Origin of the sequence: Leptospira bandrabouensis, from assembly GCF_004770905.1 — a bacterium.
In the GTDB taxonomy this organism is placed as follows: Bacteria; Spirochaetota; Leptospiria; order Leptospirales; family Leptospiraceae; genus Leptospira_A; species Leptospira_A bandrabouensis.
This window is the reverse complement of record NZ_RQHT01000014.1, coordinates 1,712,799-1,739,483: the sequence shown is the minus strand read 5'-3', so window position 1 is coordinate 1,739,483 and position 26,685 is coordinate 1,712,799. Positions and strand designations below refer to the sequence as shown.

Annotated in this window: 23 protein-coding genes; 9 read left to right on the top strand and 14 right to left on the bottom strand. The window is 36.6% G+C overall.

The window, feature by feature from the left end; genetic code table 11:
- Positions 1-12: 12 nt before the first annotated feature.
- Positions 13-483: a nuclear transport factor 2 family protein gene (locus EHR07_RS15375; protein WP_135745866.1), complete on the bottom strand. Its 471-nt coding sequence runs from the start codon at positions 481-483 to the stop codon at positions 13-15.
- Positions 484-584: 101 nt separating this feature from the next.
- On the opposite strand from EHR07_RS15375, the gene EHR07_RS15370 reads away from it, so the two are divergent.
- The 4 genes from EHR07_RS15370 to EHR07_RS15355 all read left to right on the top strand — a co-directional run bounded on the left by EHR07_RS15370 (position 585) and on the right by EHR07_RS15355 (position 5,241).
- Entirely contained in the window at positions 585-1,187 is a 603-nt protein-coding gene (locus EHR07_RS15370) for a TetR/AcrR family transcriptional regulator (RefSeq protein WP_135745865.1), read from the top strand.
- A gap of 126 nt (positions 1,188-1,313) precedes the next feature.
- Positions 1,314-2,153 (top strand): SGNH/GDSL hydrolase family protein, encoded by an 840-nt coding sequence (locus tag EHR07_RS15365; RefSeq protein ID WP_135745864.1) that lies wholly within the window; start codon positions 1,314-1,316, stop codon positions 2,151-2,153.
- A 201-nt stretch (positions 2,154-2,354) separates the two neighbouring features.
- Positions 2,355-3,935, top strand: coding sequence for a methyl-accepting chemotaxis protein (locus EHR07_RS15360; RefSeq protein ID WP_135745863.1), 1,581 nt, complete (start codon positions 2,355-2,357; stop codon positions 3,933-3,935).
- Positions 3,936-4,050: 115 nt separating this feature from the next.
- Complete coding sequence (locus tag EHR07_RS15355; protein ID WP_135745862.1) at positions 4,051-5,241, top strand: diguanylate cyclase; 1,191 nt, start codon at positions 4,051-4,053, stop codon at positions 5,239-5,241.
- A 14-nt stretch (positions 5,242-5,255) separates the two neighbouring features.
- Here EHR07_RS15355 and EHR07_RS15350 read toward each other — a convergent pair whose 3' ends face one another.
- Positions 5,256-5,609 carry a rhodanese-like domain-containing protein gene (locus EHR07_RS15350; protein WP_135745861.1) on the bottom strand — a complete coding sequence of 118 codons (354 nt, stop codon included), beginning with the start codon at positions 5,607-5,609 and terminating at the stop codon, positions 5,256-5,258.
- A gap of 165 nt (positions 5,610-5,774) precedes the next feature.
- On the opposite strand from EHR07_RS15350, the gene EHR07_RS15345 reads away from it, so the two are divergent.
- The 4 genes from EHR07_RS15345 to msrA all read left to right on the top strand — a co-directional run bounded on the left by EHR07_RS15345 (position 5,775) and on the right by msrA (position 8,185).
- Positions 5,775-6,488, top strand: a complete 714-nt coding sequence (locus EHR07_RS15345) for an MBL fold metallo-hydrolase (RefSeq protein WP_135745860.1) — start codon at positions 5,775-5,777, stop codon at positions 6,486-6,488.
- A complete protein-coding gene (locus EHR07_RS15340) occupies positions 6,485-6,850 on the top strand; it encodes a sulfite exporter TauE/SafE family protein (RefSeq protein WP_135745859.1) in 366 nt (121 codons plus the stop codon). Before EHR07_RS15345 ends, EHR07_RS15340 begins: the two co-directional genes overlap by 4 nt.
- A gap of 217 nt (positions 6,851-7,067) precedes the next feature.
- On the top strand, positions 7,068-7,430 hold the full coding sequence (locus EHR07_RS15335) for a hypothetical protein (protein ID WP_244288957.1): 363 nt from the start codon (positions 7,068-7,070) through the stop codon (positions 7,428-7,430).
- Positions 7,431-7,486: 56 nt separating this feature from the next.
- On the top strand, positions 7,487-8,185 hold the full coding sequence (msrA, locus tag EHR07_RS15330; protein WP_135745857.1) for a peptide-methionine (S)-S-oxide reductase MsrA: 699 nt from the start codon (positions 7,487-7,489) through the stop codon (positions 8,183-8,185).
- A 6-nt stretch (positions 8,186-8,191) separates the two neighbouring features.
- Here msrA and EHR07_RS15325 read toward each other — a convergent pair whose 3' ends face one another.
- Together EHR07_RS15325 and EHR07_RS15320 are read right to left on the bottom strand one after the other, a co-directional pair.
- A complete protein-coding gene (locus EHR07_RS15325) occupies positions 8,192-9,712 on the bottom strand; it encodes an HDOD domain-containing protein (protein WP_135745856.1) in 1,521 nt (506 codons plus the stop codon).
- Positions 9,713-9,910: 198 nt separating this feature from the next.
- Complete coding sequence (locus EHR07_RS15320) at positions 9,911-10,537, bottom strand: trimeric intracellular cation channel family protein (RefSeq protein WP_135745855.1); 627 nt, start codon at positions 10,535-10,537, stop codon at positions 9,911-9,913.
- A gap of 89 nt (positions 10,538-10,626) precedes the next feature.
- Between EHR07_RS15320 and EHR07_RS15315 the strand changes: the two genes are divergently transcribed.
- Positions 10,627-13,719 (top strand): hypothetical protein, encoded by a 3,093-nt coding sequence (locus EHR07_RS15315; RefSeq protein WP_135745854.1) that lies wholly within the window; start codon positions 10,627-10,629, stop codon positions 13,717-13,719.
- 70 nt (positions 13,720-13,789) lie between these two features.
- Here the strand turns inward: EHR07_RS15315 and EHR07_RS15310 are convergent, their stop codons facing one another.
- From EHR07_RS15310 to EHR07_RS15265, 10 genes are read right to left on the bottom strand one after another with little or no spacing between them, the layout of a single operon-like run.
- Complete coding sequence (locus tag EHR07_RS15310; protein WP_135745853.1) at positions 13,790-14,830, bottom strand: SMP-30/gluconolactonase/LRE family protein; 1,041 nt, start codon at positions 14,828-14,830, stop codon at positions 13,790-13,792.
- Positions 14,827-15,705, bottom strand: a complete 879-nt coding sequence (locus EHR07_RS15305) for an acetyltransferase (protein WP_135745852.1) — start codon at positions 15,703-15,705, stop codon at positions 14,827-14,829. Before EHR07_RS15305 ends, EHR07_RS15310 begins: the two co-directional genes overlap by 4 nt.
- A gap of 13 nt (positions 15,706-15,718) precedes the next feature.
- Positions 15,719-16,951 carry a PP2C family protein-serine/threonine phosphatase gene (locus tag EHR07_RS15300; RefSeq protein ID WP_135745851.1) on the bottom strand — a complete coding sequence of 411 codons (1,233 nt, stop codon included), beginning with the start codon at positions 16,949-16,951 and terminating at the stop codon, positions 15,719-15,721.
- Between the two features lie 18 nt (positions 16,952-16,969).
- Positions 16,970-17,335, bottom strand: a complete 366-nt coding sequence (locus EHR07_RS15295) for a cupin domain-containing protein (protein ID WP_135745850.1) — start codon at positions 17,333-17,335, stop codon at positions 16,970-16,972.
- A 3-nt stretch (positions 17,336-17,338) separates the two neighbouring features.
- Positions 17,339-18,196 carry an SDR family oxidoreductase gene (locus tag EHR07_RS15290; RefSeq protein ID WP_135745849.1) on the bottom strand — a complete coding sequence of 286 codons (858 nt, stop codon included), beginning with the start codon at positions 18,194-18,196 and terminating at the stop codon, positions 17,339-17,341.
- The gene (locus EHR07_RS15285) at positions 18,193-19,974 is read right to left on the bottom strand and encodes a sensor histidine kinase (protein ID WP_135745848.1); all 1,782 of its coding nucleotides are present in this window, start codon (positions 19,972-19,974) and stop codon (positions 18,193-18,195) included. Before EHR07_RS15285 ends, EHR07_RS15290 begins: the two co-directional genes overlap by 4 nt.
- 1 nt (position 19,975) lies before the next feature.
- Positions 19,976-20,344: a bactofilin family protein gene (locus tag EHR07_RS15280; protein WP_002978190.1), complete on the bottom strand. Its 369-nt coding sequence runs from the start codon at positions 20,342-20,344 to the stop codon at positions 19,976-19,978.
- Positions 20,345-20,349: 5 nt separating this feature from the next.
- Positions 20,350-20,574, bottom strand: a complete 225-nt coding sequence (locus tag EHR07_RS15275) for a hypothetical protein (RefSeq protein WP_135574798.1) — start codon at positions 20,572-20,574, stop codon at positions 20,350-20,352.
- Complete coding sequence (gene acpS, locus EHR07_RS15270; protein WP_135745847.1) at positions 20,571-20,954, bottom strand: holo-ACP synthase; 384 nt, start codon at positions 20,952-20,954, stop codon at positions 20,571-20,573. Before acpS ends, EHR07_RS15275 begins: the two co-directional genes overlap by 4 nt.
- Positions 20,955-20,962: 8 nt before the next feature.
- On the bottom strand, positions 20,963-26,677 hold the full coding sequence (locus tag EHR07_RS15265; protein ID WP_135745846.1) for an AAA family ATPase: 5,715 nt from the start codon (positions 26,675-26,677) through the stop codon (positions 20,963-20,965).
- Positions 26,678-26,685: the final 8 nt, after the last annotated feature.

Here is a 26,685-nt window from a genome sequence, read left to right as displayed (position 1 = left end):
AACTATGAATTTTTATTTTTTAGATGCTGCCACAAAAGAAGCACTATCCTCATAAAAATGGTAAGTAAAAATTTTACCATCTTTGATTTGTGCTTTAAGGGCCCATTCGCTTTCAAAGGGTTTACCTGTCTGTTTCAGAATGTGTAAAAAACTACCACTAGCAAATACCCAATCTTTTTTTCCTACAATCTGATCGACCTGGAATTTTTTAGTATCTAATTGACTTCCCATATTTTTCAAGAATTCCTCTGCCCCAGAAATTCCCGTATAGGTTCCATACAACTGGTTATCTGATCGGTTTTCGTTACGAACAGCTGTAATCGTAGTTTGCGGGTGGAATGTGTTCAAAACACCTGCTACATTCCCTTTTCCAAATTCACTAAAAAAAGTTTCCAAAACCTTTTCCCCAGAGGGAGATGCGGATTTAGCGAACAAACCTACACTCCCAAACAACAAAGTAACTAATACCAAAATTGGTTTCATACAAATCTCCTTCAATAACGATACTGTTAGTATCGTTATTTCGATACCATCCGTATCGAAATATGTTTGACAGTCAACTATTTTTTAAAATATTTTGATTTATGGCTGCAAAAAAGAAAATAACGCAAAAAACGGCAGGCCGCCCCCGGTCAGAAGATCTAGAACCTTTGGTCCTAAAAACCACTTATGAAATGTTAGCAAAAAAAGGTTATCACGGTTTTTCCATTGATGATATTGTTTTGGAAACGGGTGTTGCTAAAACTACGATCTATAGGCGTTGGCCAAGTAAAGCCCATTTAGCGATGAGTACGGTCACTCATATGATTTCACCTTATTTAGAATTTCCAAAAGAAGTCCCTTTTGCAAAAGCGATACTTGACCAAATGGATGCACTTTCAGGAGTTTTTTCAGGGAAATTTGGAAGAGTGATTTCCACTTTGATTGGAGCCGGGCAACAGGATGTTGAATTAGCAGATTCAATTTTAGAAAACTATTTACTACCTAGAAGAAATGCGGCAAAACAGTTTTTCCACCATGCCATAGAGACAAAACAAATCCGATTTCTCTCTGATTCAGATATTGATGTTTGTATGGACATACTCTATGGAACACTTTATTTTCGGTTGTTACTTAAACATGAAAAACCAAAGTTTCAAGATCTTAGGCCTTGGTTAGAAAGTTTTTTGCATAAACTGCAGAATTAAAAGTAACAGTTTCTATTTGTGCAATGGAAAAATCTAAGTAGGGATTGCTTTGCAACCAAAAGTTTTTTTATCTAAAATATCAAATTTGGCTTTTTCATTTTTAGATTCTTGGTAGGTTCATTGTACATGAAACACATATCAAAACTTTGGATCTTTATTTTTTTTATATTTGAGTCCTGTGTCATTTTCCAAGCCACAAAAGTGCCATCAAACAATCTAAAAGCGACAATCATTAAATCTTCAAACAAAACCCCAAAAATTGTCTTTTTGGGAGATAGTATCACTCATGGCAGGGTCAGTTATGATTATGTAGGCTCTATTGCTAAACACCCTTCTCTAAACAATTCGCTAATTATCAATGAAGGGATTAACAGCCGTCTGACTCTGCAAATAATGGAACAATTAGAAGATCTGAAAGAACTAAAACCCGATATCGTTTTCCTTCTTATAGGTACAAATGATTTAAAGGCAACTCTATCTACAGATGAATACAAACGTTATGCAAGTCTTTGGAGTTTAAAAGAACCTGTTACAGAAGAAAGTTTTAGCAATCATTTAAGAACAATCATTAAAACAATAAAGACAGATACCAATGCAAAATTAATCGTTTTTTCTCCGCCAATATTAGGAGAAGATCCAAACTCAATTCCTTTTCAGCGATCCAAAAGGTTTGCAGAACTCACTAAAAACATTGTAATCCAAGAGAAGGCAATTTATAAACCGTTACATGAAACTCTATCCAAAGGGTTGGAGGAAGCAAAACTTAAAACTCGTAAACCATACATCCAAAATACTTGGGACATGTACTGGACGATCTTGAGATACTATTCAACATCTGCTTCCTGGAACGAGATAGGTGACTCCAATGGATATCATTATCTAACCGATGCGATTCACTTAAACGAACGTGGAGGAAAGATATTAGAAGGTATGGCTTTGGAAGAAATTATTTCTAAAGAACCTTGATAGAACCAAATTGATACTCAATCTCTCTGTCATTTCAGAATCTTCATAAAAAACAAACAAACATTCGGTTCAACTACGGTATTTAAATAAATATCGATTTTTAATCGTCATAGAATACATCGTTCGCGTAACAGTATAACTGACAGGTAGTCGATTAGGACTTGGATCGGAAAAATGGTTACCTTATGAGGAGACTAGTAAATGTCCGTAGAAACAAACGAAATCAATCAATTTGAAAGAACCCTCTTTCGCAAAGGAATTTCACTCATTGTGTACACAAAGTACGGACTGAGTGCAGTTTTTCTATTAGGTGTTGCCGCAAACTTTGCCACCAAAAGTTTTATTCCCAATTTAATTGGTTCCCTTATCTTTTTATTAAATGGAATCATACCTGGACGTTATTTACGTAAGGGAAAAGAAATAACAAAAACGTGGGCCAATATCATAATTTTTATCGATCTACTCATTATCGTAAGTTTTTTCTATCTAGATATTTATAATAACTCAACCAAAGGAGACGCAAGTAATACCATAAGCACTGGGATTTTTTATATTATCTTTGTATTCATTGCTATTTATTCTAGTTTTCTATTCGAAACAAAATTGGTTTTAGCGATTGGTTTAATATCTACTTTTTTGTATTTGGGTGGAATTTTTTTATCACTAAACCTTGGTGCTACCACCGTTCCCAAACCCTATCCAGATATGTTAAGAGCAAATCATATCATAGTCACTACAGAAGTGCAAAAAATCATTTTTTACTTCGGAGTGATTTTTAGTTTGCGTTATGTTGTAGCGCTAATGCGTGAAATGCAATCTGATTTAAAAACTAAATTAAAAGAAACCCTTGAAAAACAAAATTTTATTTCTAACAAATCAATCCAATTAGAAAAATCAGCAAATACACTTGCATCATCGGTAGAAACATTGCAATCGATGTCGGACGAACTTCATAACCAATCACAAAACCAAGCTGCTTCCGTAGAAGAAATTTCAGCTTCGGTTGAAGAACTTTCATCCTCTGCTATTAGTTCTGCAAACTTAGTAGAAGACCAAGTCGCGAGAGTGAAAATTGTTGATCAAAACTTTTTATCTTTGCAGGATATCAGTGTTAGTGTAAAAACAAAAACCACACAAATTGCAAAAGACGTAAGTTTATCTGCAGATTTTAGCAAAAAAGTAAAAACATCCTCTGAAGAACTCAATGGAATTTACTCAGAACTCAACCAAGCTTTTTCAAAAGTGGAAGAGATCAACCAAATGATGTCAGAAATTGCAGACCAGACCAACTTACTAGCATTAAATGCTTCAATCGAAGCAGCAAGAGCTGGAGAACATGGCCGCGGATTTGCAGTAGTTGCACAAGAAGTTGCAAAACTTGCAGAACGATCCCAATCAAACGCAGGAACCATTGCAAAAATTGTGAAGGATGCAGGACTAAAAATCAATGAGGGAACTCGTTACTCCAAAGAAGTGAAATCGCAAGTAGAAAGCCAAAACCAAGAGTTAATTCGCATTGAAGGTGAAATTTTGGGATTGGAAGGTCATGTCACCGAACAAGAAAAGTTGAATGCTAAACTCAGAGACACTTTTTCTGAATTACATGTCTTATCGGAACAAATTGGTGTGATTGCCCAGGAACAAATGACGGGTAGTAAGGAAATCAACCGTGCCATCAGCACAATCGACGAAACTACACAAAAACTCGCCGACTCAGTCCAACTCCTATACGAAGAAATCAGCGCCATCCACACCCAGGCCAAACAATTAACTTCAAACTAAGGGTTTTCCCTTTTTACTGAACCGAGTTTTGGAACAAAAACCTGTCTTTACAAGAGACAGGTTTTCTGGAATTTTGGGTAATCGTGGGAAATAAATTGATTCACTCAGGATCGTTATGTTGAAATCCAATCAATCTATGCCTGGGGAAAGATTGGAAGACACCATGATGAGGATTTTAGAAGAAAATCCCAATCATCCTGAAGTCCTGGTTTCTAAGTTCAAAGAAATTACTACCCAGTCTCTTCCTGATGGACAAATTTATTCCGCTATCTTAAAAGTCCTCACTTCGGTTGAAATCTCTGAAACTGAATCGGTATCTATTTGGAAAGAAGTTCTGGAAAATAAAACTAAACTTTCCCAATGTATGAAACGAGACGTAGGATTTAGTGTGGCCTTGGTAGATTATTTCACCAACATCAATCCTAAAATAAAAAATCCAAAAATCATCGAAATACAACTTTTTTCTGAGACCGAGAAACTCATATTAGTTGATGAACTGACTAGATTATACAATCGTAGACATTTCGAAAAAGCACTTGTACGTGAATTTAAACAATCAACTAGATATAACCAAAACTTATCACTCCTCATTATAGACATTGATGATTTTAAAAAAATCAATGATACCTATGGGCATACGATGGGTGATGAAATTTTAATAAAAGTTGCGAAACAAATTACATCCTGTTTGCGGATGGAAGACACTGCCTGTAGAATTGGTGGTGAAGAATTTGCAATTATTTTCCCACAGACAAATGAAGAGCAGGCAAAGATTGCTTCCGAAAAACTTTTGGATGCTTGTCGGACGATTAAACTCAGCGGAAAATCGGTGACTCTCAGTGGAGGAATCGTTTCTTATCCAGAAAAAGTAAAAACCTGCGAAGAAATGTATGACCTTGCAGACCGAGCTCTTTATACCGCAAAGTATTCAGGTAAAAACCAAATTGTTGCTTATACTGATGAAAAACGAAGTAGTTTACGTTTCGATGCCAATCTGGAACTACTTTTTATATTACCAGACAAAACTCTGAGAACGATTTCAAAAAATATTTCTATTACTGGAATTGCGTTTGATACAGAGGATGATATTACTTTGAACGAATCCTTCGATGTGAAACTTCGTGAATCAGAATCGCACCAAGAAATTAATGCAAAAATTAAAGTCATCAGAAAAGAAGAAATTGGTCTTCATAAGTATCATATGGGAGCTGAGTTTTTAGAACTTTCGAACGAAGACCAAAACAAGTTATCAGATCTTTATTCACTGCACCGGTATAAATCAAACATCCCTACCGGTGTAGTTTAAATACCTTTGGTAGTTTAATTACCTTGAGGCATATCACTTAGACCACCAGCGTTGATGACAGAGGAATAACCACTCGCTTGTAAAATTTGTCTTGCACGTTCACTTCGCGCACCAGACCGACAATATACGACAATTTTACTTTGTTTGTCTTTTAATTGGTTCAAATTGGCTGGAAGTACATCCACCGGAATATTTTTGGCACCTGAGAAATGTCCTTCTGCGTATTCCGATTTAGTTCGAACGTCAATCACGATTGCACCTTCCTTTATCCACTGTTTAACCATATCTTTGTCTCCTTTTGATTGGATTTTTTTTACGAATATAAAGAGGAACCCAATTACAATTCCTAAAACCAGGAAAGATTTCATACTTTCTCCTTTTTTCCAATTTTTTACTTGCCAGATATTTCGTCAACCGAACTATATACCATAGGGGGTATGGTATTAAAGTCAATTCTAACCCCGAAAAAAATCATTCGTTTCTGACGGTCACTGGAAACAAATGGATTCTAAAATACAGGAGATCGCTTCTTTATGATTACAGACGAGAAAGATAAAATTGAAATTCGCCCACTCTATGACTTAGAATCCGGCACATGGACCTATCTTTTGTTGGACTTAGAATCAAAACAGTCCGTATTAATTGATCCTGTATTGGAACGGATCGATAGAGACTTAAATTATTTAAAAGAACTCGGGTTTACACTTTCCTTAACTGTTGATACACATATGCATGCAGACCATATCACTTCAGCAGGAGAGTTAAGAGATATAACACATTGTGAATCTTACGCATCAGAACATTCTGGTGCAAATTGTGCCTCTAAGTTTCTGAAAGATGGTGATGTATTTACTGTTGGGAACTTAAAATTCCAAGTCATCCATACACCAGGTCATACTCCTTGTTCCATTTCGCTCCTATTAAATGGTAAATACCTTTTTACAGGAGATGCACTTTTTGTAAGAGGATGTGGTCGCACCGATTTCCAAGGTGGAAATGCAGAATCACTATACAAATCGATAACTGAAAAACTTTTTTCATTACCAGATGCTACAATTGTGTTACCTGGGCATGACTACAAAGGTTTTTTATCTACTACAATTGGTGAAGAGAAAAAGTGGAATCCAAGGATTGCCGGAAAATCTCTTTTAGAGTTTATAGAGATTATGGACAACTTGAACTTGCCTGAGCCAAAAAAAATTCATGAAGCAGTGCCAGCAAACCGTGCCTGCGGGAAGGTATTATGAATATTGGGATTCTCTTTTTATTGTTAGGTGTTGGAGCAGGTCTTCTTGGGGGGTTAGTTGGGATTGGTGGGGGAATTCTACTTGTCCCTGCGTTAGTATATTTTTTTGATTTTAACCAAAAAATGGCACAAGGCACAACCCTTGCCGCGATGGTTCCACCGATTGGAATTGTTGCAGCTTATATCTATTACACGAGAGGGGAAACTAATGTATTTGCCGCAGCTTTTATTAGTGTAGGTTTTATATTAGGAAGTATATTCGGAGCCAGTGCCGCATCTAAAATTGATACCACTACCTTATCTCGTTTTTTTGGTATATTTACAGTCATCGTAGGCTTAAAAATGATATTTTTCCCAAAATGAAATAATATAATTTTTCCTTGCAGGAACTTCTCGTTCCATTTTCTATTTCCACGTGTTCGGTTTTTATCTCACATTCTTCTGGATATTAATTCGTTTTTTTTCGTCCGAATTTTCTTGGCCAACAAGCCTCGTTTCACCACTTCAATTTCTTTTTTGGTGGAACCTACTTTTCTCCTCAATTTGGTTAGTTTTAGTTTTTATAGTTGTCTTTGGTTTTTTGGGCCTATTACTTCGCATTCCCGTAGTTGGAATTTTGTTACAAGGTATCAGAAACCAAGTCACAGAAATTGGTTGGTATAAGTTTCTACTCAATAGAACCACAGTTTGGTTCACCAGTCAAAGTCTTGTTCTTTCTGGTTCTTATATTTTTGGTTACGGTGGTCACACTGAAACTTGGGTATATAAGGCTTCCCTTTCCGCCGTGATTTTGGGATATTTCATTAAACAGAACTTTTACAAACCAATGGCAAACTTTTCCGGTTCTCGAAATATTTTCATTTATCGTAGGGGGGGAATGGAAAATACTCAAAGCTCCCTTGATGAACCATACCCCAAAGAAAAAGACGTAACTCCTCCCTAGAGAAAACTGTTTAATATTTTTATTTCCCTAACCTTTAGAAAAACAATCTAAAGGACATGGCATCTGCAATCAACCTTAGAAATTTCTTATTTCCTGTTTGGCGTTTACTCGTATTGGTCCTTGTGTCAGCCTTTCTCCTTGGCCAATGTAATCTATTTTCAGATAAAGATACCAAGGTTCAAAAAATCTCTCTGCTACCCAAATCAGGGCAAAAAATCGCAGCCTTTGCAGAAGGGTGTTTTTGGTGTTCCGAACATATTTTTGAATCAATTCCAGGAGTCGCAGATGTCATTTCAGGATATTCGGGAGGCCATACAAAAAATCCAACCTATGACTTAGTCAATACAGAAACTACAGGCCACGCAGAAACCGTTCTCATTTATTATGATCCAACTAAGGTTGATTATGCAGAATTATGTAGAATTTTTTTTCTTTCTCATGACCCAACGACATTCAACAAACAAGGTCCAGATGAAGGTTCATCTTACAGGTCTATTTTGTTTTATTCCTCTGAAGAAGAATTAAAAATAGCTAAAAAAATTCAAAAGGAAATTCAGGACCATAAAATTTGGGAAAATCCTATGGTAACAGAATTCCAAGAATTAAAGGAATTTTATCAAGCTGAAGGATACCATCAAAACTTTATTCAAAAACATCCAGACCAATCTTACGTTAGGGCGGTTTCGATCCCAAGGTATCATGAATTCCAAAAGAGATATGAACTTTATCGCAAAAATATAAATAGAACTAACTGAATACGATTAGTATGTTAAAAATTGTTCTCTGATTTTTGTACGGAACGAATCAAATTCAGACTTGGATTGAAACTTACAAACTTTCAGAATTTCTGCTGGAACTTCTGATGATTTTGCCTCTTTTGCATTAATGGCAATCATCATATCACTTAAATAAATAGGGAACACAATGTCCGCATATACATCACCAGCAAGAAGAGGTCTATGATGAAACTCCATTGCTTTTGTATAAAGGACAGGAAAATTCCATTTTTCACCGACCATAGCACCTAACTTTGAATGTGTAATTCCTATAGCAGATTCTTCTAAACTAATGGTAGATGCAATTTCTCTAGAATTTGAATATGTTTTAATTTTTGACATGTGGTTTTGGTCAAATGATAAGAGTAAAATTTCTCCAATATCATGTAACAAAGAAGCAGCAATCAAATTACTCAAATCGGCTTTATTCATTCCCATCTTTTGACCGATGGCTTTACAGTAAAATGCAGATTCATTCGATTTTTCCCAGATAGCCGCAAATGCAGGAAATTTATCCTCCAACATTTGTTTAGTACCAAGGCTATATAACAAAGTTTGTAATTCTTTTAACCCAATGAGTTGAATGGCTCTGTCCAAACTTTCGACTCTTCCCCCACGTCGAAATGCGGCCGAGTTAGATAGTTTTAAAATGTTTGCCGATAATGCTATATCACGTTTGATCATTTCGGCAATAGTTCCGATACTTGAGTTTGGTTTGTCAATGGCATCTTGGATGTCTTTGATCGCCTTTGGAAACGTTGGTAAATTATCGATTTGAGAAACGATATGATCAATTTTTTCTAATTGTTGATTCTCTTTAGATACCTTTGAAGGTATATCAATCATAAAAACCGTTTTGTTTTCACCAGATTCAAACTTAAAGGCAGAATCACCTAAACCATCGTTACGCAACATCATCAAAGTCATGATAAGTCCAAGACCAGCACCCTCTTGTTCGCTGGACATATCGACAAATGCGTCTGCTAAATCATTATATGTCTTTGCCTTATCAATTCTTTCTTTGATTCTAGCCGACTCAGCTGCAGTGAGTTGGACATTATTCATGATTCGAATCCGCATCAGACTCTTATTATGTATAAAGGATACAAAAACTCCGAAGTTATTTCTTTGCAGGGAATCTTCGATTAATTCACGATTTTCGAGATAAGTTCTTTTGAATTCGGTGATTCCGGCTTCATATTCTTTTTCATTTTCAATGTTACTTGCGCGGTTTTTAAAAAAAACTCGTTTTGCATTGGCTTTAATTGCGTTTGTCACAGTTTCTTTCATTGCCGCAAGAACTGAGTCTCTAACTATAATTAGGTCAAGCTGCAATAAAAATCGGTCTAAAACTTGATATAAAGTATTTTCTACTTCATCTGTAATTTGGAAAAATTTAAAATGAAAAGGTGAATTTTCAGAAATAGGATGATTAATATCATCAATATTAGTATGAAGACCTAACTCTTGTTTGTATTCTAATGTGACAGCCTTGGGACTTGCCATATAACCTCAAGTGACGAACCAGTGCCTACGGGGAAACCCCAATACCAATTTCTTTATAACGACACTTCTATTCCATCCAAACCAAAGATTTTTCCATTGCAAGCGTTTAACAATAAAACTACGAAACCAAAAAAACTTGCGACAAGTACCAAAAACAAAATAGATTTAATCCTTTATATTACTACGTTTGTGTACTAATTATTCAAAAAGTTTAATCTTCGGTAACCCCAAATTATAACGAACCGCCACAACACGAATTCCTACCACTAAACTTGCGGAAATAACTAAATTCCAATTCGAGTTTACGTCCCAAATATTTAGGAAAATGTATAAAACTGATCCCGCTAAACAAGCAGTAGCATAAATTTCTTTTCTAAAAATAAAAGGTACTTCATTCATGAGTGTGTCTCGAATGACTCCACCAAATATGGCAGAGATCATACCGAGGAGTGCTGATGCAAAAAAGTTAACTCCATGATCCAAAGCAATTCTTGTTCCAAGTACTGTATAAATTCCGATTCCTAAAGTATCAAAAAGGAATAACTCATTCTTCAATTTAGTAAGGATCCTTGGTAAAAGTATTACGAGTAAAAACCCAACAAATATAGCCCAAAGAATATTTTCATCTCTTACCCAAGATACAGGATAATTTCCAAGTGTAATGTCTCTTAAAGTTCCGCCACCAATGGCCGTAATGAATCCAGTAAAAAATACACTAAATAGATCATGATGGTGGTCCTTATGTTCCAATGCAGAGAGTGCACCTGATATAGTAAAAACCATGATTCCGGCAAGACCAATGTAATAAGAGAAACTAAAATCCACGGATTCTCCCTGACTTTTCTTCTTTTAGACGTAAAAAAAATGACAATGTTTGCACCTCTCAATTGTTGTATAGAATAGAGAACAGACAAATGCCTTTTAAATTTTTTAGGAATATAATTTTAATCCCTATTTTTTTATTCCAAGCTTGTATTCCCAGTCTTTCTAAAGGATTTTTGCAATCCATCACAGACTTCTTACAATTTAGAAGTCTGACAAGTGCAGGTCCATCAGGGCCGTTTAAAATTTCTTTTACTGTTTCCGGACTTCTTGGTTCAGGTCTTGTCGTAAATCTAAATTCAGGATCAGAAACACTCACTATCAATGCCGATGGGAAATATGATTTTTCTACAGTCCTAAGTTCTGGAAATAATTTTAATGTATCGATCCAAACACAACCTACACTCCCTACACAAACTTGTTCTGTCAGTGGAGGGTCAGGTGTTGTAGGAAAAGGAAATATAGATTCTATTTTAATCAATTGTGATCCTTTACGTTATGCACTATCTGGTACCATAACAGGACTCGATGGAGTCACAGGCCTTGTCCTTACCAACTCGTTCGATGGTTCCACAAGGAGTGTCGCTGTTTCTTCTGGGACGTTTGCTTTTACACAAACCTATTTGGATGGAACCTCCTATAATGTTTCCGTTACCACCCAACCAAATCATCCTGTACAAAACTGTGTGACTGCCAATGGTGTTGGTGTAATCGCAGGAGCAGATATAACCAATATCAACATCACTTGTACATCAACTGCATTTCCTATTGAAGTGAAAGTTGTGGGTATGTCCTCTGGAACTTTAGCCATACGAAACAACAATTCAGAAATCCTAACCATTGCAACCAATGGAACCCATATGTTTCCTACGGATGTGGTCATTAACAATACATACAACTTACAAGTAACATCCCAACCCACAAACCACCAATGTGCGCTTTCCTCTTCTACGGGAGTTGTCACTACATCGATCACTGTTACAGCCAACTGTTTTAGTATGTTAAATGTAAACCCTTCGCTTGGAGGTGTATTACAACCAACAGAAAGCATTCGTTTACAATTTTCTGATGCCATCAATGCGGGAAGTTGCACAGGTTCTACAGGACTCAATACAAACTTAGGGATTCCTGTGCTTTTCGCACTTTCTACAACCGCCATTACAGACGACACACTTACAGTTTCCCCTGCACCTACGGACTCCTGGGTATATGGTAATAGCACACTCACATTGAATTGTATTAGTAACAGTGGATATTCTTTGTCTACCACTGTCAATATTCCTTATCTGGTTCCATCTACCATTCGTTATGTGTCACAAACCAGCGGGAACGATGCCTTTGATGGTCTAACACCTTTTAGTCCCAAACGAAATATCCAAGAAGCAATCAATGATTTAGGAGGTTGTCCTACTTTTGACTGTGCTGTTCTTGTGGAAGGTGGGTGGTATGATTCGACTGTGATTGGTGATAAAATTCAACTTACTAACGGCGTATCACTTTATGGAGGTTATGTGGTAGGCTCCAACTTTGGAACTTGGGACCCAGACTCTCATAGTTCTCAAATTTTAATGATCGCAACACCTGCAAGTTGTAGCACTTCTACTCAAGTAGCTCCTTGTGCTGCCTTAGTAGGAGATGTCTCCATTGTTAATGATACAACCGTTTCTGGATTTTTCATTAAATCAGGACCCAATATTGCTCCTTATATGGCAGGTGTGTTATTGGATTCCACTGCGAAGGTGAGGCTGATAAATAATGCCATTGATGCGGGAACGGGAATCAGTGGTTCTTATGGTGTTAGTTCCATCAATAGTAATCCTTTATTGGTCAAAAATTTAGTCGATGGAGGAAAATGTTCTTTGAATAACTGTGAATCCATCGGTTTGTATATGTCCTCTACTTTTCCTATTTCCCCAGTTCTTTTGCTCAATGTAATTTCAGGTGGAGGAGATAATTCCATAAGCGGTGCGAAATCGAAAGGAGTTCAATTTGTTGGAACCTCCACTATGACTGTTTCCAATATCACCGGGAACATTATACTCAGTAAGGATCTGCATTTGGCTTCCACTACGGATAGTGTGGCTTTTGAGGTAAGTTCCACGGCGAGTACAAGTTCCAATGGAATTTTATCTGGAAATATTATAAAAGCTGGTGAAGGAAGTAATTCTATTGGGATACGCATCCAAGTGATCTCTGCCATTGAAATTGGTTCTACCACACAAGGAAACACCATTGTCTCAACCAAAGGAGTTTTAGGTTCTTATGGATTGTTTCTAACGGGCGGGCATGTGGTTCGACGAAATGCCATCAATGTTGGAAATGCGGTTAGTACAGTTAGTTCTGCGAACGCTACAGGTGTTTATATGTCAAGTGGAGGGACCGCTATTGTAGAAAATAATTCCATAGATGGGGCAAATGCAACTTCAACAGTATCAGCAAACGTATATGGGATTAAAGTGAATGGTCTTAGTGCAACCTCTCGGATCACAGGCAATTACATTCGGACGGGAACAGCTACAGGTGCTACTACATCGACTTCTGCTTCAGGAATCAATTTGGACCTCCCTTCCAATGCTTTAGTTGCCAACAATTGGATCCAAAATGGAACCAGTAACCAAAATGCTTATGGAATTGAATTAATCGGTATGTTCTCAGGTCTAAGGATCTATCATAACACGATAAGCAGTGGATCCACGTCCATTGCGGGAAAAGAAGCTCCTATATTTATCAAAGCCTTATCCAGTGGCGCCGACATACAAAACAATGTTATGTTACTGGTCGATAATGCAGCAGGAAATGCCTGTATTATTAATTCAGGAACCGGTGTTCAAGCGGCGATTAAATACAATGTATTTCATAACTGTACTAGCTTTGTAGCGCAAGGCCCGTTCCCTCCAACTTTGTATCCGGATCTTTGCGGCGGCGGAATTCCATCCACTTCGGGATGTGTCTCTCCTCTCGGTGTAGTGGCAAACTTTGGGAACAATCTAAATATAGATCCCAATTTTGTTTCCAACTTCGGAACTCCGGCCAATTACACACCAACGAGCGCCACTTCTTGTTTGATTACTAAATCCACTAACAATATCCTAACAGATAGTTTTAACGGAAATGGAACAAGGCCTGGTGCGGATGGAGCGGTAAGTCTGGGTGCAATTGAATACGAACACGTTTGCACACCTTAACAAAAGTTAAATTCCTGTTAAGGTAATTCGTTTCTGAAATCTTGCAAGACTACCCGGGATGAATCAATTTTTAAGGTAAAACGTAAATTCCTACGCGGTCATTATAAAGACTACCAATATACAATTGTCTTTTCTTTTCTATGACACTAGTCACTTCTTTTAGGTGTTCGCCACCTGGGTCCTGTAAGGTCATAAGCACTTTTCCATTCCCGTCCATTTTGAGTGCATATCCATAAGGTTCTGCTTTTGGCCAAAGAAATTTGGGAAGAAAAGAAACCATCTTTTTTACAACCGGAGAAGGATGCATATGATCCATCCTATCGTTTCTTACAGTAAACAATGCCACCCAAAATTCGCCATTTTCATTTCGAGTGATATTATCAGGAAAACCTGGTAAATTATCAATTACGGTTTCTTTAGTTCCCTTTTTTGGGCCCTTTAACCAAAGTTTAGTGATCCTATACCGATATGTTTCATTCACTAATAGAAAATCTTCAGTCTTAGACAAGGCAATTCCATTAGCAAAATACAAACCATCGGCAAGTAGTTGTGTTTCTTTAGTTTTTGGATCATATACAAAGACACGTCCATAAGGTTTGGCTTCTAAAAGATCATATAAGTATTCTTTTTGTTCATAAATGGATGCGTCAGAAAAATAAATTTTTCCATCCTGCGCGATATCTACATCATCGGTAAATCGAAATGGGACACCCTTATATTCAGAAACAAGCACGGAAAGTTTTCCAGATTTATCTAATGACAATAATCCACGGTAGGCATCAGCAATAATTAGGTTCCCTAATTTATCAAACTGGATTCCTAATGGTCGGCCACCTGTTTTAGCAATAGCCTTTATTTCCCCTTTTAGAGTGATGCGAATGATACGACCTTCTTTATCTCCTCCATAAATATTTCCATCAGCATCTACGTCTAAGGATTCCAGACCTTTTACTTTACCAATGGCAAGTAAAATTGACTTTTGTAACTCTGTGTTAGGTGCAAAAATCCCAACCGATTCAGGTTTGATTGGTGGTTCATAAGCAACAGGTTCAAATGTTCGACAAGAAAATAATAAGGCGACCAGTACTATGTTGATTCCTAGATATCTCATTTTGTATGTTTCTCCTTTTCGATCAAACTATCTTTCAAAGCCCATCGTTCATCCACCCATCGTTTCATTTTTTTAGACATAGGTGCAAATTGTTCGTTCTCTTCAATAGGGACTTGCGATACAGGTACCACATCCACAAAAACTTTTAGTTTACGAATTTTCCCGCGCATCAAATCTAAAAAACTTGGGTTTTCAGTAGGATATACAATCGTTAGATCAATAAATGCATCAATCGAATTTTTTAGGGCTGTAGACACAACGGAGATCCCACCGCTATGAGGACGTAGTAAGTGTTGGTAAGGATTTTTTTTGATCAACTTTTGCACTCTTTCTGGAGTTCTTCTATGTCCCTCAAGAAAGTTCAAAATGGAGAAAGGCATACCAACAAATTTTTCACATACTTTTTTGACATTTTCCAAATCTTGGGTAGCGAGTTCGGGATTTTTTTTCAACTGTTCCCTACTACTTCTTTTTACAAATGGAAAGTCCAAAGCAAGCCAAGCATGACCAAGGATAGGCACATACTTTAAGGAGTCTTTAATAAAGAAACGAATCAAAGGAATTTTACGATTTAGGACAGATTGTATGATATAAATATCAGACCAAGATTGATGGTTACAGATAATCATATAATGACCGTCTGCTTTTAAATCTTTAAATGATTCACCTATCACTTCAAATTGAACACCATATAACATCCGCGAAATGCGATAGTTGTTTTCAATCCAAAATTCCCCTACCTTTAAAAGGAGTTTATCTCCTAGTCTCCGCACAGAACCAGTAGTCACCAACTTCCAAATATACAGTGGATACATTGTTGGAATGATCGATATTAAATTTAAAAGAAAGAAAAAATAAGCTATAATTAAACCCAAGTGAAACTCCTAATTAATACGTTGTTCCGATTCCAAGAATCGTCACGTCATCCATCATCGAGGCATCTCCCCGAAACGAATGAAAATCATCCATTAACAAATTAATTGTATCTGTTAGATTTAAATCCAAACTCTTAGCGGATTCAAAACTGGAAAGCAATTTGGATTCTCCGAGGAGAATTCCTTCTTTGTTTTCTTGCTCCAGATATCCATCGGAGATCATAAACAAACGATCACCTAAACCAAAAGGCATAGAATGATTTGAATATTCGACATCTTTCTCTAAACCCAACATTACGCCGGACTCAGCAAGAGGAATGATCCCAGCTTTAGTAACTACATAAGGTTCATTATGACCGGCAGAAGAATACGTTAAAATATTTTCTTCCAAATTTAGATCCACAACGACAGCAGTAAATTGATTGGATTTTTTCCCATATCGATCACTAAAAATTTGGTTCAGTGCATAAAGGACATCGGCTGGATAAGGAGTATTGTGTTTGATATGGTCATATTCCGCTTTAATGGCCATTGTAATTAAAGCGGCTTGTACACCGTGACCAATCGCATCTGCCAAAAATAACCGAATTTTGGATTTTTCTAACCTTATGACATCAAAGATATCACCACCGACTTCGGCCATAGGCTCAAACCGTGATCCAAAATCTAAATGAGCTACATATTTTAAACCGAGTGGTAATATATTTCTCTGTATTGTTTTTGCTGTTTCCAAATCTTCTTGGATGATTTTTAAAGATTGGGTCAATTTTGCCGTTCTTTCTTTCACCATCTCTTCTAAAGTTTCATTTTGAATGCGGAGTTCCCTGTTCTTTTCAATCAGCACTTGGTTTTCTCTTTGTTCTGCATTACGAATCCTTGCAGTTAACAATTTCAGAAGTGTTAAGGTAAGTTCTGGACTTGTCTGTAACAAACGATGAAAATCTTCTCGAGTAAGAATGAAGAGTGTAGAGTCTTCCTTAGCGGAAATGTTAACAGTTCGCGGAGCAGAATCAATAAGTGCAATTTCACCGAAATAATCTCCAGAAACAAGATCACCGATAATTAATACTTCTTGTTTACTTTCATCTAAATACTTCCAAACTTCTACGGTACCTGATTCAATGAAGTAAAAAGAATCACCTAACGAATATTGCTCGATAATGAGAGAACCTTTTTGGAAAAAAGCAGGTTTCATTTCTTTTTTTAAAAAACTTAAATCTGCAGTTGGTTTTTCCTCAGTACCCATTGTATTGTAACTTAAACCCTAGACTTCTGGTGCCCGATTGACCAAATCCAACGAAAAAGCCGGCTTACAGACAGACCAATACTCTGCATCTTCAGAAAACGGATTAGAATATCTGACTTTTGTCCCTTTTTCCACGAGAATAGATTCTCCTGCAGAAAGAATGATAACTTTTCCATCGACTTCAATTTGTTTTTTGCCCCGAACCATGAGCGTCCACTCATCAAAGTTAGGTGACTGAAAAGGTTCTCCCCAACCAGATGGCGCAATCATATGGGCAATGGAAAGGTCCGAACTACCTGTAGAAGGAATTCCGAAATGTTCAGCGATTGTTTTCCCACCCGGTACCGGAATTTGAATCGGCTCTTTTTGATGTTTAAAACCCATAAATCAAAAACCTGGGAATTTAAAATTAAACTTACTTTTGAGAAGTTCTTCAGTGTATGTCCAGAGATTTCTTCTAGCAGTTACGTCGTAGGAAGGTTCCGAACTTTTTTCGATTTTCTTTTTTACAAAATATTTGCCCGACACAGAACTTACAGAAGGATCAGTAACAAGAAAAATAGAAGTTTCAGCACCTTTATCCTCAGAAATCGCAAAGATATTCTGGGCAAAGGTCAAAAGAATTTTTGCCAAACCATCATTATTTTGACCAAACTTCGTTTTTACAAATCCCGGATGCAAACAGTTAACGGTTATTTTTGTTTGGTTTAATCGTTCCGCAAGTTCATAGGTAAAATAAATATTCATAAGTTTTGATCTTTGGTATTGTTTCCAACCGGAATATTCTTTTTCACCTAACAAATCTTCAAAGTTCAAAGAAACTCCCATATGTGCCCTAGATGCAACGTTTACAATTCGTGCTTCACCTGCTCTTTTTAAAGAAGGGAGTAATCCGAGAGAAAGTATAAAATAATTCAAATGGTTTAAAGCGAATGTCGACTCAAGACCTTCTTTTGTAAGAGTATATTGGTCAAAATAAGCACCTGCGTTATTGAGCAATACATCTATTTTGGGATGGTTCTTTCGAATGGTTTCTGACAATAAAAAAGTTTCTTTGGCCAAGGATAAATCTGCTACGTAGGAATGAACTGTAGCGCCTGTTACTTGTAAAGAGTAAACTAAAGCGGCCAGTTTATCTGGGTTACGTCCAACTAAAATTAATTCATCTTGGTTTTTAGCAAAAGAATGAGCACAGACTCTACCGATTCCATCTGTTGCACCTGTAATGACTATTGTCTTTTTCATGAAATGATCTCCTCTTTCATCTTTTTGGGAATGGTAAAAACAAACTTGGAACCAGATACTCCATCACTATCAGCAAACAAAACTCCACCGTTTACAGATACAAACTCATTGCAAAGCAAAAGCCCAATCCCATTTCCAGTCTCTCCTCCAGTTCCAGTGGATTTAATGACTTCTCCTACTTTAAAAAGTTTGTTTAAAATAGATTTCGACATACCAACACCTGAATCAATGACAGAAACTTGCCAGTCTTCGCCAGTATCAACGGCATTAATGTGAATCTTACCATTACTATGGCTAAACTTAAGGGCGTTTGAAACCAAGTTTCGAATGACAGTAATAATCATTCTATCATCACAAAAAACCATCGCATGGGAAGGAATTTCCACTTCAAATGTAATCCCTTTGTTAGATGCGCTCAGCACAAATAACTCCAAACATTCCCTAACAATATTATCCAATCTGTAAAAATGAGGACGGAATTCTTCTTGTCCTCTTTGCAACTTAGACCATTCCAAAAGATTTTCTAATAACGAAAAAACTGATTCTGTAGCGTCTACTAAAGACTGCGTCATTCCTGCTAGAGCATCTTCTTTCTTTTTCATGTCCTCATTTAAAACTTTGAGTAACATTTTAATTCCAGCAAGTGGCCCTCTTAGATCATGTGATATAATAGATAAAAAACGATCTTTTGTCCCATTTGCAACCAGGAGCTCACGGTTGACATTGGCCATTTGTTTTTCCAAGTTTCGCTGTTCCGTGTTGTCTCGAAACACGAGAACCATCCCAATTTTTTTACGATTCGCATCTCTGATTTGTTTTGCGGTCACTTCCCAATATTTGTCATTTTTTTCCCAAATCCATTTTGTAAGCGTACGTTTCTCTGATAGATGGTCGAGTTTAGAAATAATTCCAGGAGATGATGCAAAAAAATATTTATAGGAAAGTAAACTTACATTCTTTGAATTCGTACAAAATAAATGTTCAGCAGCAATATTCCAGTCAACTACTCGATTGTTAAAATCAAGAATCACAACCGCTTCGTCTAACTCATCGACTATTTCGCCTCGTACCAAGGGAACTAAATCGAACATCCGATAATATCCAATGGCGAAAAAAATCAAAATCACTTGCATGGTGCTCATGACAGCAGTCAGGTTTAGCCCTGGCAATGGCCTAACACCTAATTTGTGCAATATGGCGGTGATCCAAATAAATAAATAAGAAATTAAAATTAAAAGATATCGTCGTCTTTCTGTAGATTTAGAAATAAAAATTCCCTTAATCAATAGGTAAGCAACAAATACGGACCAAAAGAAGGAGAGAAAATAGGATACTAAAAAACCGCCAGTGTTGGTTATCTGTATCCATTGAATACGTTCATCAATAGTGATTAAATAAGTATCCAACGTAAGTGTTTTAAAAATTGGATCAAAAGCACAAACAGCTAAAGTCAACAAAGGTTGGATTGTGAGCAAAACCCAAAATCTTTTAGTTAATAAATGTTTGTTTTGTGTGAACTCTAATGAAACTAAAACCATTCCCACATTGGCAATGGCGACTCCAATGTACAATAAAGCAACGAATGTCCTATGTAAATTAGGGTTTATATAGGCAAAATCTATTCCGTAGAATCCGGTCCACATCATGGAACCGAAAACCAAAATCAACAAGTATTTAACAATGTCTAGGCGGAAAGATTTTAAAATGAATAGCCCCAATGCGAGATTGAAGCCAAAAGCTAGAAAAAGAAGTAAACTATAAGGATGAAATTGCCACAAACTAAGTCTCTTCGCTGCTTAGCATTTCACAATTCCCGTCAAAAACAACACCATCTGCAATTTGAAGTTTAGCAGTACGAATGTTCCCCTGTACTTTGCCTGTGGATAACATTTCTAATCTTTGTGTTGCAGTTACATTTCCAATGATAGTCCCACCAACAACGACTGTGCCGGCTTTGATGTTTGCTTTTACCCGAGCCCCTTCACTGATGACAAGATAACCATCTGAGATGATTTCACCGGTAAAATCACCGGAAATTTGTAAGGGTTTTTTAAAAGCTAAAGTTCCGCTAAATGCTGTTTCTTTTCCAAGAATCGTAGCGATTACTCCGTGTTCGGTGATGGTTGGTTGCATTTCTTTTTTTGACATAGTTCCTATTTTGTTTTCATATTATATACCCCGTCCCAATCTTCTGGTGGGGGATCTGCGATATAATCATCACATCTTTCAATGTATAACTTCGTGGGACCGTCCTCTGGGAGGATGGCTAACCCTTTTTTGAACTCTTCTTTCGCTTCCGCGAACTTTCTCGATTTGTATAACGAGAGTGCGTGGTTGTAGTGAACTAATACTGCTTTCATTTTATCACTAGCGATCATTGGGGCTCCTTATAGAAAATGACAACAGCAGTAGCGTAGTGGTCAGCGTGGCTGATGGATACGGAACTTCTTGTAAATCCTTTCTCTCGGAAAAACTTCTCAGTTTTCCCACGGATGACTAGCGTTTTTTTACCAAAATTTGTGCCTGCCAGTTCAATCTCGCGCATATCGACCACTTCCCCAGAATTGAGGTTTAGGGCCTTAATGACAGCTTCTTTGCAGGCAAACCTTCCCGCAAGAAAAGGAACGGGATCCTTGTGTTTGTGGCAATATTCAACTTCTTCATCGGTAAAAACTCGCTTAAGGAAACGATCCCCATGTTTTTCCAGGAGTTCACGGATTCGATGGTTTTCTACGATGTCGTTCCCGACAGATAACATAAGATGATTTATTTTCGCCGAAGTTCCAAGAGTCGAGCAAATAAAATATTGTTTTCTTTATGGTAAGGGCGCCTGAGTTTCACTCTCTCGGAATAATCGAAAGCTGCCGAAAAATCTCCGTTTTGAAAAAGTGCCTCTGCGATGTAATAGAGAGTTAGGCTGTCTGATGGATTTTTTTGAATGTAATTTACGGCAAATTCCAAAGGGAAAGCCGACATTCTATGTTCTGCGTATAAAAAAATCTTTTGCACAGAAAGCGGTGCTTCATGGATGGATTCAAAATGATTGGATATAAGACGTTCTACTTCGTTCCATTTTTTTTGTTTGTATAAAATAAGCGCTCTCAGGTAAACAAAATGTTTTGGGTGGTTTACAGCTACATGAACAGGTGAACCTTCACCAGTGTATTCCACTCGAATCAAAGACAAATCATCGATCAATTCACCATGACTTTTGATGGCATCGCGAATCGATTCTAAATCACCGTGTCCTTCTAATGATGTTTTTAGGAACAATTCATCATCTTCGTTGACTTCCATTTCTGCTTCAGAGCCAATTAAAATATCATCACGACCATCCGATCCGATTAATAAGATATCACCTTTCTCAAGTTGGAAGGTATTAATCTGTAATGCTTTTTTTGATGCCAAAAGCCCCAACTTCGCACATACATAGTTATGTGGCAAAAAAAACGTTTTATGTTTTCGGTAGATTACTGGCCTTGGATGTTCTGCATTTAGAAAATAGAAAAATCCAGTTTCATCATCAATTAAACAGAGAAACATAGAGATTAGCATAGAACCATCAAAGGTAACTAATGTATTGTGTAATTCTGTGTACGCATTACTGACCCATTTTTCTGGAGTTATATCTCTTACTTCCTCGGACTGACCGTTTCTTTTGATGATCGCTTCAAATACAGAACCAATGACCAATGCACCACTTGCTCCCTGCATTGATTTACCCATTGCATCACCATTCAGAACCACAATATACTTTTTATTCTGTAATAAAATGGAGGAAGACACACATAAGTCCCCACCAATTTCCGAACTCCATTGTTTATAAGAAAACTTTTTCTTTTGTTCTGTAAGGAACTGGATTTTCATATTTGAAGAACTGGCAAGGTTTTGAGTTAAAGGTTCTATCAGTAAGGAAGCCAAAAAATAGTCCCCATCTTGCTGTTCTTTTAAACCCTGAACTTCTGTTAGTGCAAAATTTAACTCTTTAGTTCTTTCATCTACTTTCTGTTCCAAGTTGGTATAAAGTAATGAATTTTCAATTGATACCGCAATTTGTGAAGATAGGATTTTTAAAATTTCAACTCTACCTGGAGTAAATGCATCTGTAGTTAAGTTATTCTCTAAATATACAATCCCTACTACAGTTCCATGGCTCAAAATTGGATAACAGAGAAGAGATTTGGGAAGCGTTGATTTTACATAAGGATCATTTTTAAAATCTCCTTCTCTTGCGGCATCTCCACAAATCACAACAAGCCCAGTCCTTACCACATAACCAATGATTTGTGATGGAATTTTGTTTTGATTCACATAAGCAACTGGTTCAAGGAAATCAATGGCAAACGGAGATTCAGAATATACAGAAACCGATTCCTTCTCTACCTCCGACTCAGCTAAAACCTGCCAACCAGATTCTGCTTTTAGAATAAAATACCCTCTTTCGGCACCGGCATTTTCGACTAGGATTTTCATCATTTTTTCTAAAAGCCGATTGAGTTGGATTTCCCCTGAAATGGTTTGAGACGCTTTGATGACAGTATTGATATCTAAACTAGAACCAACATCACCAAATATATCTTTCGTAGTGCTAAATAATGAGAGACTATCAGTGGAATCTGTTCGGAAATTTCTACCAATATATTTTTTCAAAGATATATGATTAACTTCCAATTGTTTAACTTTGGAAAGAAAACCATATTTTCCATATCGATAATGAGCTTCCACCAAATGCAGGTTACTATACTGTTCAAAACCAGTTTCTTTCCACATTCTTACTAAAAATTCGTTGGCAATGGCTTCTTCGAGAATATAACTAGACTCACGAGCCATAGAGATAGCGGCTTTACATGCAATCACTGCCTGTGTTTTTTGATTTGCTAAATATAAAATGAGAGCGGTGATAATATGGTGTTTATGTCCAAAGTTCTCTGGAGAACTTTTAGCCCAGACATTCATTCTCTTTTCAAATCCATTAAGTCTTTTTTTAAGAGCAGACTTAGTAGTACTTTTAGGAATTTGATTATCTACAATTAACGCAAATGAAACAAGCGCACCAAGGAAAACATGTTCAGGAACAAACATCATCCCAAACATTGCACCCTCTAGTGCATCTAATTTTTTGGAATATTCATAAGCTTTTTCTTTTTCACCTAAAAAATACTCAATTCGTAACTTACATAAATAATAATCAAAGAGTGCATTGGCATTGCCGGAAGACAACCATTCTGAAACTGTCTCAGTTTCAGAAAAGTATCTACCTTCCAAATTCATTGGATCCAGTGATTCTCCTCTCATGTTTTCAACTAACTGTAAATTAAGACGGTGTACTTGGTAAGCGTGGTTTTGTCGTAAACTTAATAATGAGGAATCATAACGTAGTTGGCTTTTATACAAATCTTCCAAATTTTCACGAAACAATAAACCCTGAAAATGAATATTATTTAGGGAATAAGAAGAATATTGTAAATCACCTGTCTCCATACCCGAGAGGAAACTATCCCAAAATATAGAACGACTTTCCCTTGCAGGATTTTTCCAAGGTGAAATCATACAAGCAAACATAAATAAGGTTCTACATCGAAATGCTTTTGCGTCCAAGGTATCGAGCAAACGAACACCTAACTGACCAAACTTCAAACCTACTTCATAATTGCCTAAACCCGATCCTTGGATGACACCCATTGCACAAAAACCGAAGGCACTAATCTCACATAATCCATATTTTAAAGTATGATTCACTAACTTTAAAACTATGACTGGGAATAGATTTGGTTCCGCCAAAAATGCGGGAGCAATACATGCATTTAATAGACGCATGATTGCGAGATATTTAGGATCATTAGAAATTGGTAATTCTTCCAAACTTTCAATTGACCTATGTCCCAACTTAAATTTAAATTTGAGGATTTCTGGAATGGGAGATAAAGACCCAGCTTTTTTCGGCAACCGTACTCCAACAAGTTTTAACGCTTGTTTTAGTGTTTCCAATACTTCCTTCATCTTATTTTGCGTCACAAGCATGGAAGATTGCAGTTCATAAACCAAAATTTTATCTAAATCATTTCGTGCAAAACTAAGTATATAGTTAAAACTTTTTTCTGCTGCTTCAAAATTCTTTGAAAGATATGCAGACCTTGCATAAGCTAAATGTAACCTTAAAGTATTTTCGTAATCGGTATTCCATTCAACATCCTTCATCAATCCGACCATTCGGTCAAAAAAGTTAAAGGCTGCTTCATAAGCAGAGGAATTAAGGGCTTTAAAACCTGCTTTTTCGTTTAGTATTCTTAATTCAGAAAATTCCTCTTCCGTTTTCATTTGGGAAGCACCCAAATTCAATTGGTTTACGATTGTAAATAGATGGTCCTCTAATTTATATTTATATAAAATCGATAAATATGTTTTCCCAATTTTATAGTGAAGTTTAGCTTTTTCTTCTGGCGATATAATCTTATAAATTGCCTCTCGAATTTTATCATGAGTAAAATTCGCATCTTCCATACCCAGAATCAAAAACTCTTCATTGGCCAAAGCAACTAAATCCATAGAGGCTTTATGGAATGGTCTTTCTGCAATGGTTGCATATATATCATGCCGAAACCAGTTTCCGATACAGGCAGTTAATTTCAATGCCTCAATTAATTCAGAAGATTGAAGATTAATCTTATCAATAATTAAATCGATAACATTATCTGAAATATTGACGGAATCAATTTTATCTTTATCCCAAGACCAATGGTCATCAGTAAAATAGATGTAAGACCTTTCGTAGAGATTTTTAAACATCTCGTTTACATGAAACGGATTACCTTTGGTTTTTTTCCAAATTACTTCAGCAATTGGTCTGATTTCTGATTCGGGAACAACAAGAGTATCAGAAACAAGTAAGGCAACATCACGTTCCCTCAGTGGCTCCAATCGAATTTCAGTAACGGAGACTTGAATTTCTCGTAATTCATCTAACAACCTAAAGAAAGGATCTGTAGGTAATACTTCATTATCGCGATAAGATAAAATAATAAAAAGATGATAAATTTCAGGATCTGTTAGCACTTCCTTCAAAAGAAGTATACTGGAAGAATCTGCCCATTGCATATCGTCTAAAAACAAAACAACAGGATGTTCTTTTGTACATATGGTTCGAAGAAACTTTCTAAATACTAAGTGAAAACGGTTTTCGGTTTCAAAACTATCAAGTTCGGGAGGAGTCGGCTGCTCACCTAACAATTGCAAAAGCTCAGGAACAACATCAATAATCAGTTTTGCATTAGGACCCAGTGCTTCGGATAAACTTTTTTTCCACTCTTTAACTGAGGACTCACTTTCAGATAATAATTGCCTAACAAGTCCTTGTAACGCTAAGTTGATAGCTCGATAAGGAATTGATTTTTTATATAAATCGAATTTACCTGAAGTAAAATATGCTTTTTCTCTTGTTACAGGTTTTTGAATTTCATTGATGAGAGCTGACTTACCAATCCCAGATCTACCTGAAATCAGAAAAATTTCTATCCTACCTTCTGTAGCATCTAAAAATTTTTCTTCAAAAATTCTAAGTTGGTTCTCCCTTCCATATAGTTTTTTTGGAATTTGAAACCGAGAAGACTTATCATTTTTGGCTAGTTCCATTTGGAACTGATCTAGGGAACCACGTCCACCTTCCAAAAGGATAGATTGTATCGCAGAAAGATCTGAAAGTAAACCAGTTGCTGTTTGATAACGATCTTCTGGATTTTTTTCCAAAAGTTTCATGATTAGATCAGAAATAATTTTTGGCGCGCCACTTCTTTCCTTCGGCGATAAAGGAGTTTTGGCAAGGTGTGCATGAACCATTTCTAAACTATCAGTGTATAAAAAAGGCAAATCTCCTGTGATTAACTGGTACAAAGTGACACCTAGTGAATAAAAATCAGTTCTATAATCTACAGTTCGATTCATCCTACCTGTCTGTTCAGGAGAGATGTGCGCAAGTGTTCCAGTGAGATTCTGGTTCATAGGAAGATAAAAACTGCGATGAGTGAGAAGAGTTGCTGATCCAAAATCAATGATCTTAAGCGCACCAGTGTCTGGATTATAAATTATATTTTGAGCTTTAATATCGTTGTGTACAACTTTTGCCTTATGAATATCCGTGAGTGCCTTACAAACCTCAATTGCAATATTTAAAAAAGTGGCTATATTACTATATTTTCCACTTAACTGCAGCTTGGCGAGATCTGTAAATCCAACGTTTGGAAAAACAATTGCAACTGTATTTTGATAAGACTCTAAATCTAAAGGTCTTAATGTATATTGAGAATCGATAGAACGTAAAATTTCAAATTCGTTTTTAAAACGAGTAATCTCCTGGTTATCGGGATAATCACGGTTGAGTAACTTGATTACAACTGGTTCACCGGACGTAGATTCGCCCAAGTATACAGAACTTCTTTTGCCTAAATGAAGTTCCCTTAAAACTTTATATTTACCTACAGTGAACACTAAAATTT

Coding starts and splice junctions, on each gene's coding strand:
- EHR07_RS15275 (WP_135574798.1), bottom strand. CDS start 20,574: ATGATCGCTAGTGATAAAATGAAAGCAGTATTAGTTCACTACAACCAC.
- EHR07_RS15350 (WP_135745861.1), bottom strand. CDS start 5,609: ATGAAATCTTTCCTGGTTTTAGGAATTGTAATTGGGTTCCTCTTTATA.
- EHR07_RS15325 (WP_135745856.1), bottom strand. CDS start 9,712: ATGGCAAGTCCCAAGGCTGTCACATTAGAATACAAACAAGAGTTAGGT.
- acpS (WP_135745847.1), bottom strand. CDS start 20,954: ATGTTATCTGTCGGGAACGACATCGTAGAAAACCATCGAATCCGTGAA.
- EHR07_RS15295 (WP_135745850.1), bottom strand. CDS start 17,335: ATGGGTTTTAAACATCAAAAAGAGCCGATTCAAATTCCGGTACCGGGT.
- EHR07_RS15370 (WP_135745865.1), top strand. CDS start 585: ATGGCTGCAAAAAAGAAAATAACGCAAAAAACGGCAGGCCGCCCCCGG.
- EHR07_RS15360 (WP_135745863.1), top strand. CDS start 2,355: ATGTCCGTAGAAACAAACGAAATCAATCAATTTGAAAGAACCCTCTTT.
- EHR07_RS15315 (WP_135745854.1), top strand. CDS start 10,627: ATGCCTTTTAAATTTTTTAGGAATATAATTTTAATCCCTATTTTTTTA.
- msrA (WP_135745857.1), top strand. CDS start 7,487: ATGGCATCTGCAATCAACCTTAGAAATTTCTTATTTCCTGTTTGGCGT.
- EHR07_RS15310 (WP_135745853.1), bottom strand. CDS start 14,830: ATGAGATATCTAGGAATCAACATAGTACTGGTCGCCTTATTATTTTCT.
- EHR07_RS15280 (WP_002978190.1), bottom strand. CDS start 20,344: ATGTCAAAAAAAGAAATGCAACCAACCATCACCGAACACGGAGTAATC.
- EHR07_RS15365 (WP_135745864.1), top strand. CDS start 1,314: ATGAAACACATATCAAAACTTTGGATCTTTATTTTTTTTATATTTGAG.
- EHR07_RS15340 (WP_135745859.1), top strand. CDS start 6,485: ATGAATATTGGGATTCTCTTTTTATTGTTAGGTGTTGGAGCAGGTCTT.
- EHR07_RS15355 (WP_135745862.1), top strand. CDS start 4,051: ATGTTGAAATCCAATCAATCTATGCCTGGGGAAAGATTGGAAGACACC.
- EHR07_RS15300 (WP_135745851.1), bottom strand. CDS start 16,951: ATGGGTACTGAGGAAAAACCAACTGCAGATTTAAGTTTTTTAAAAAAA.
- EHR07_RS15345 (WP_135745860.1), top strand. CDS start 5,775: ATGATTACAGACGAGAAAGATAAAATTGAAATTCGCCCACTCTATGAC.
- EHR07_RS15290 (WP_135745849.1), bottom strand. CDS start 18,196: ATGAAAAAGACAATAGTCATTACAGGTGCAACAGATGGAATCGGTAGA.
- EHR07_RS15375 (WP_135745866.1), bottom strand. CDS start 483: ATGAAACCAATTTTGGTATTAGTTACTTTGTTGTTTGGGAGTGTAGGT.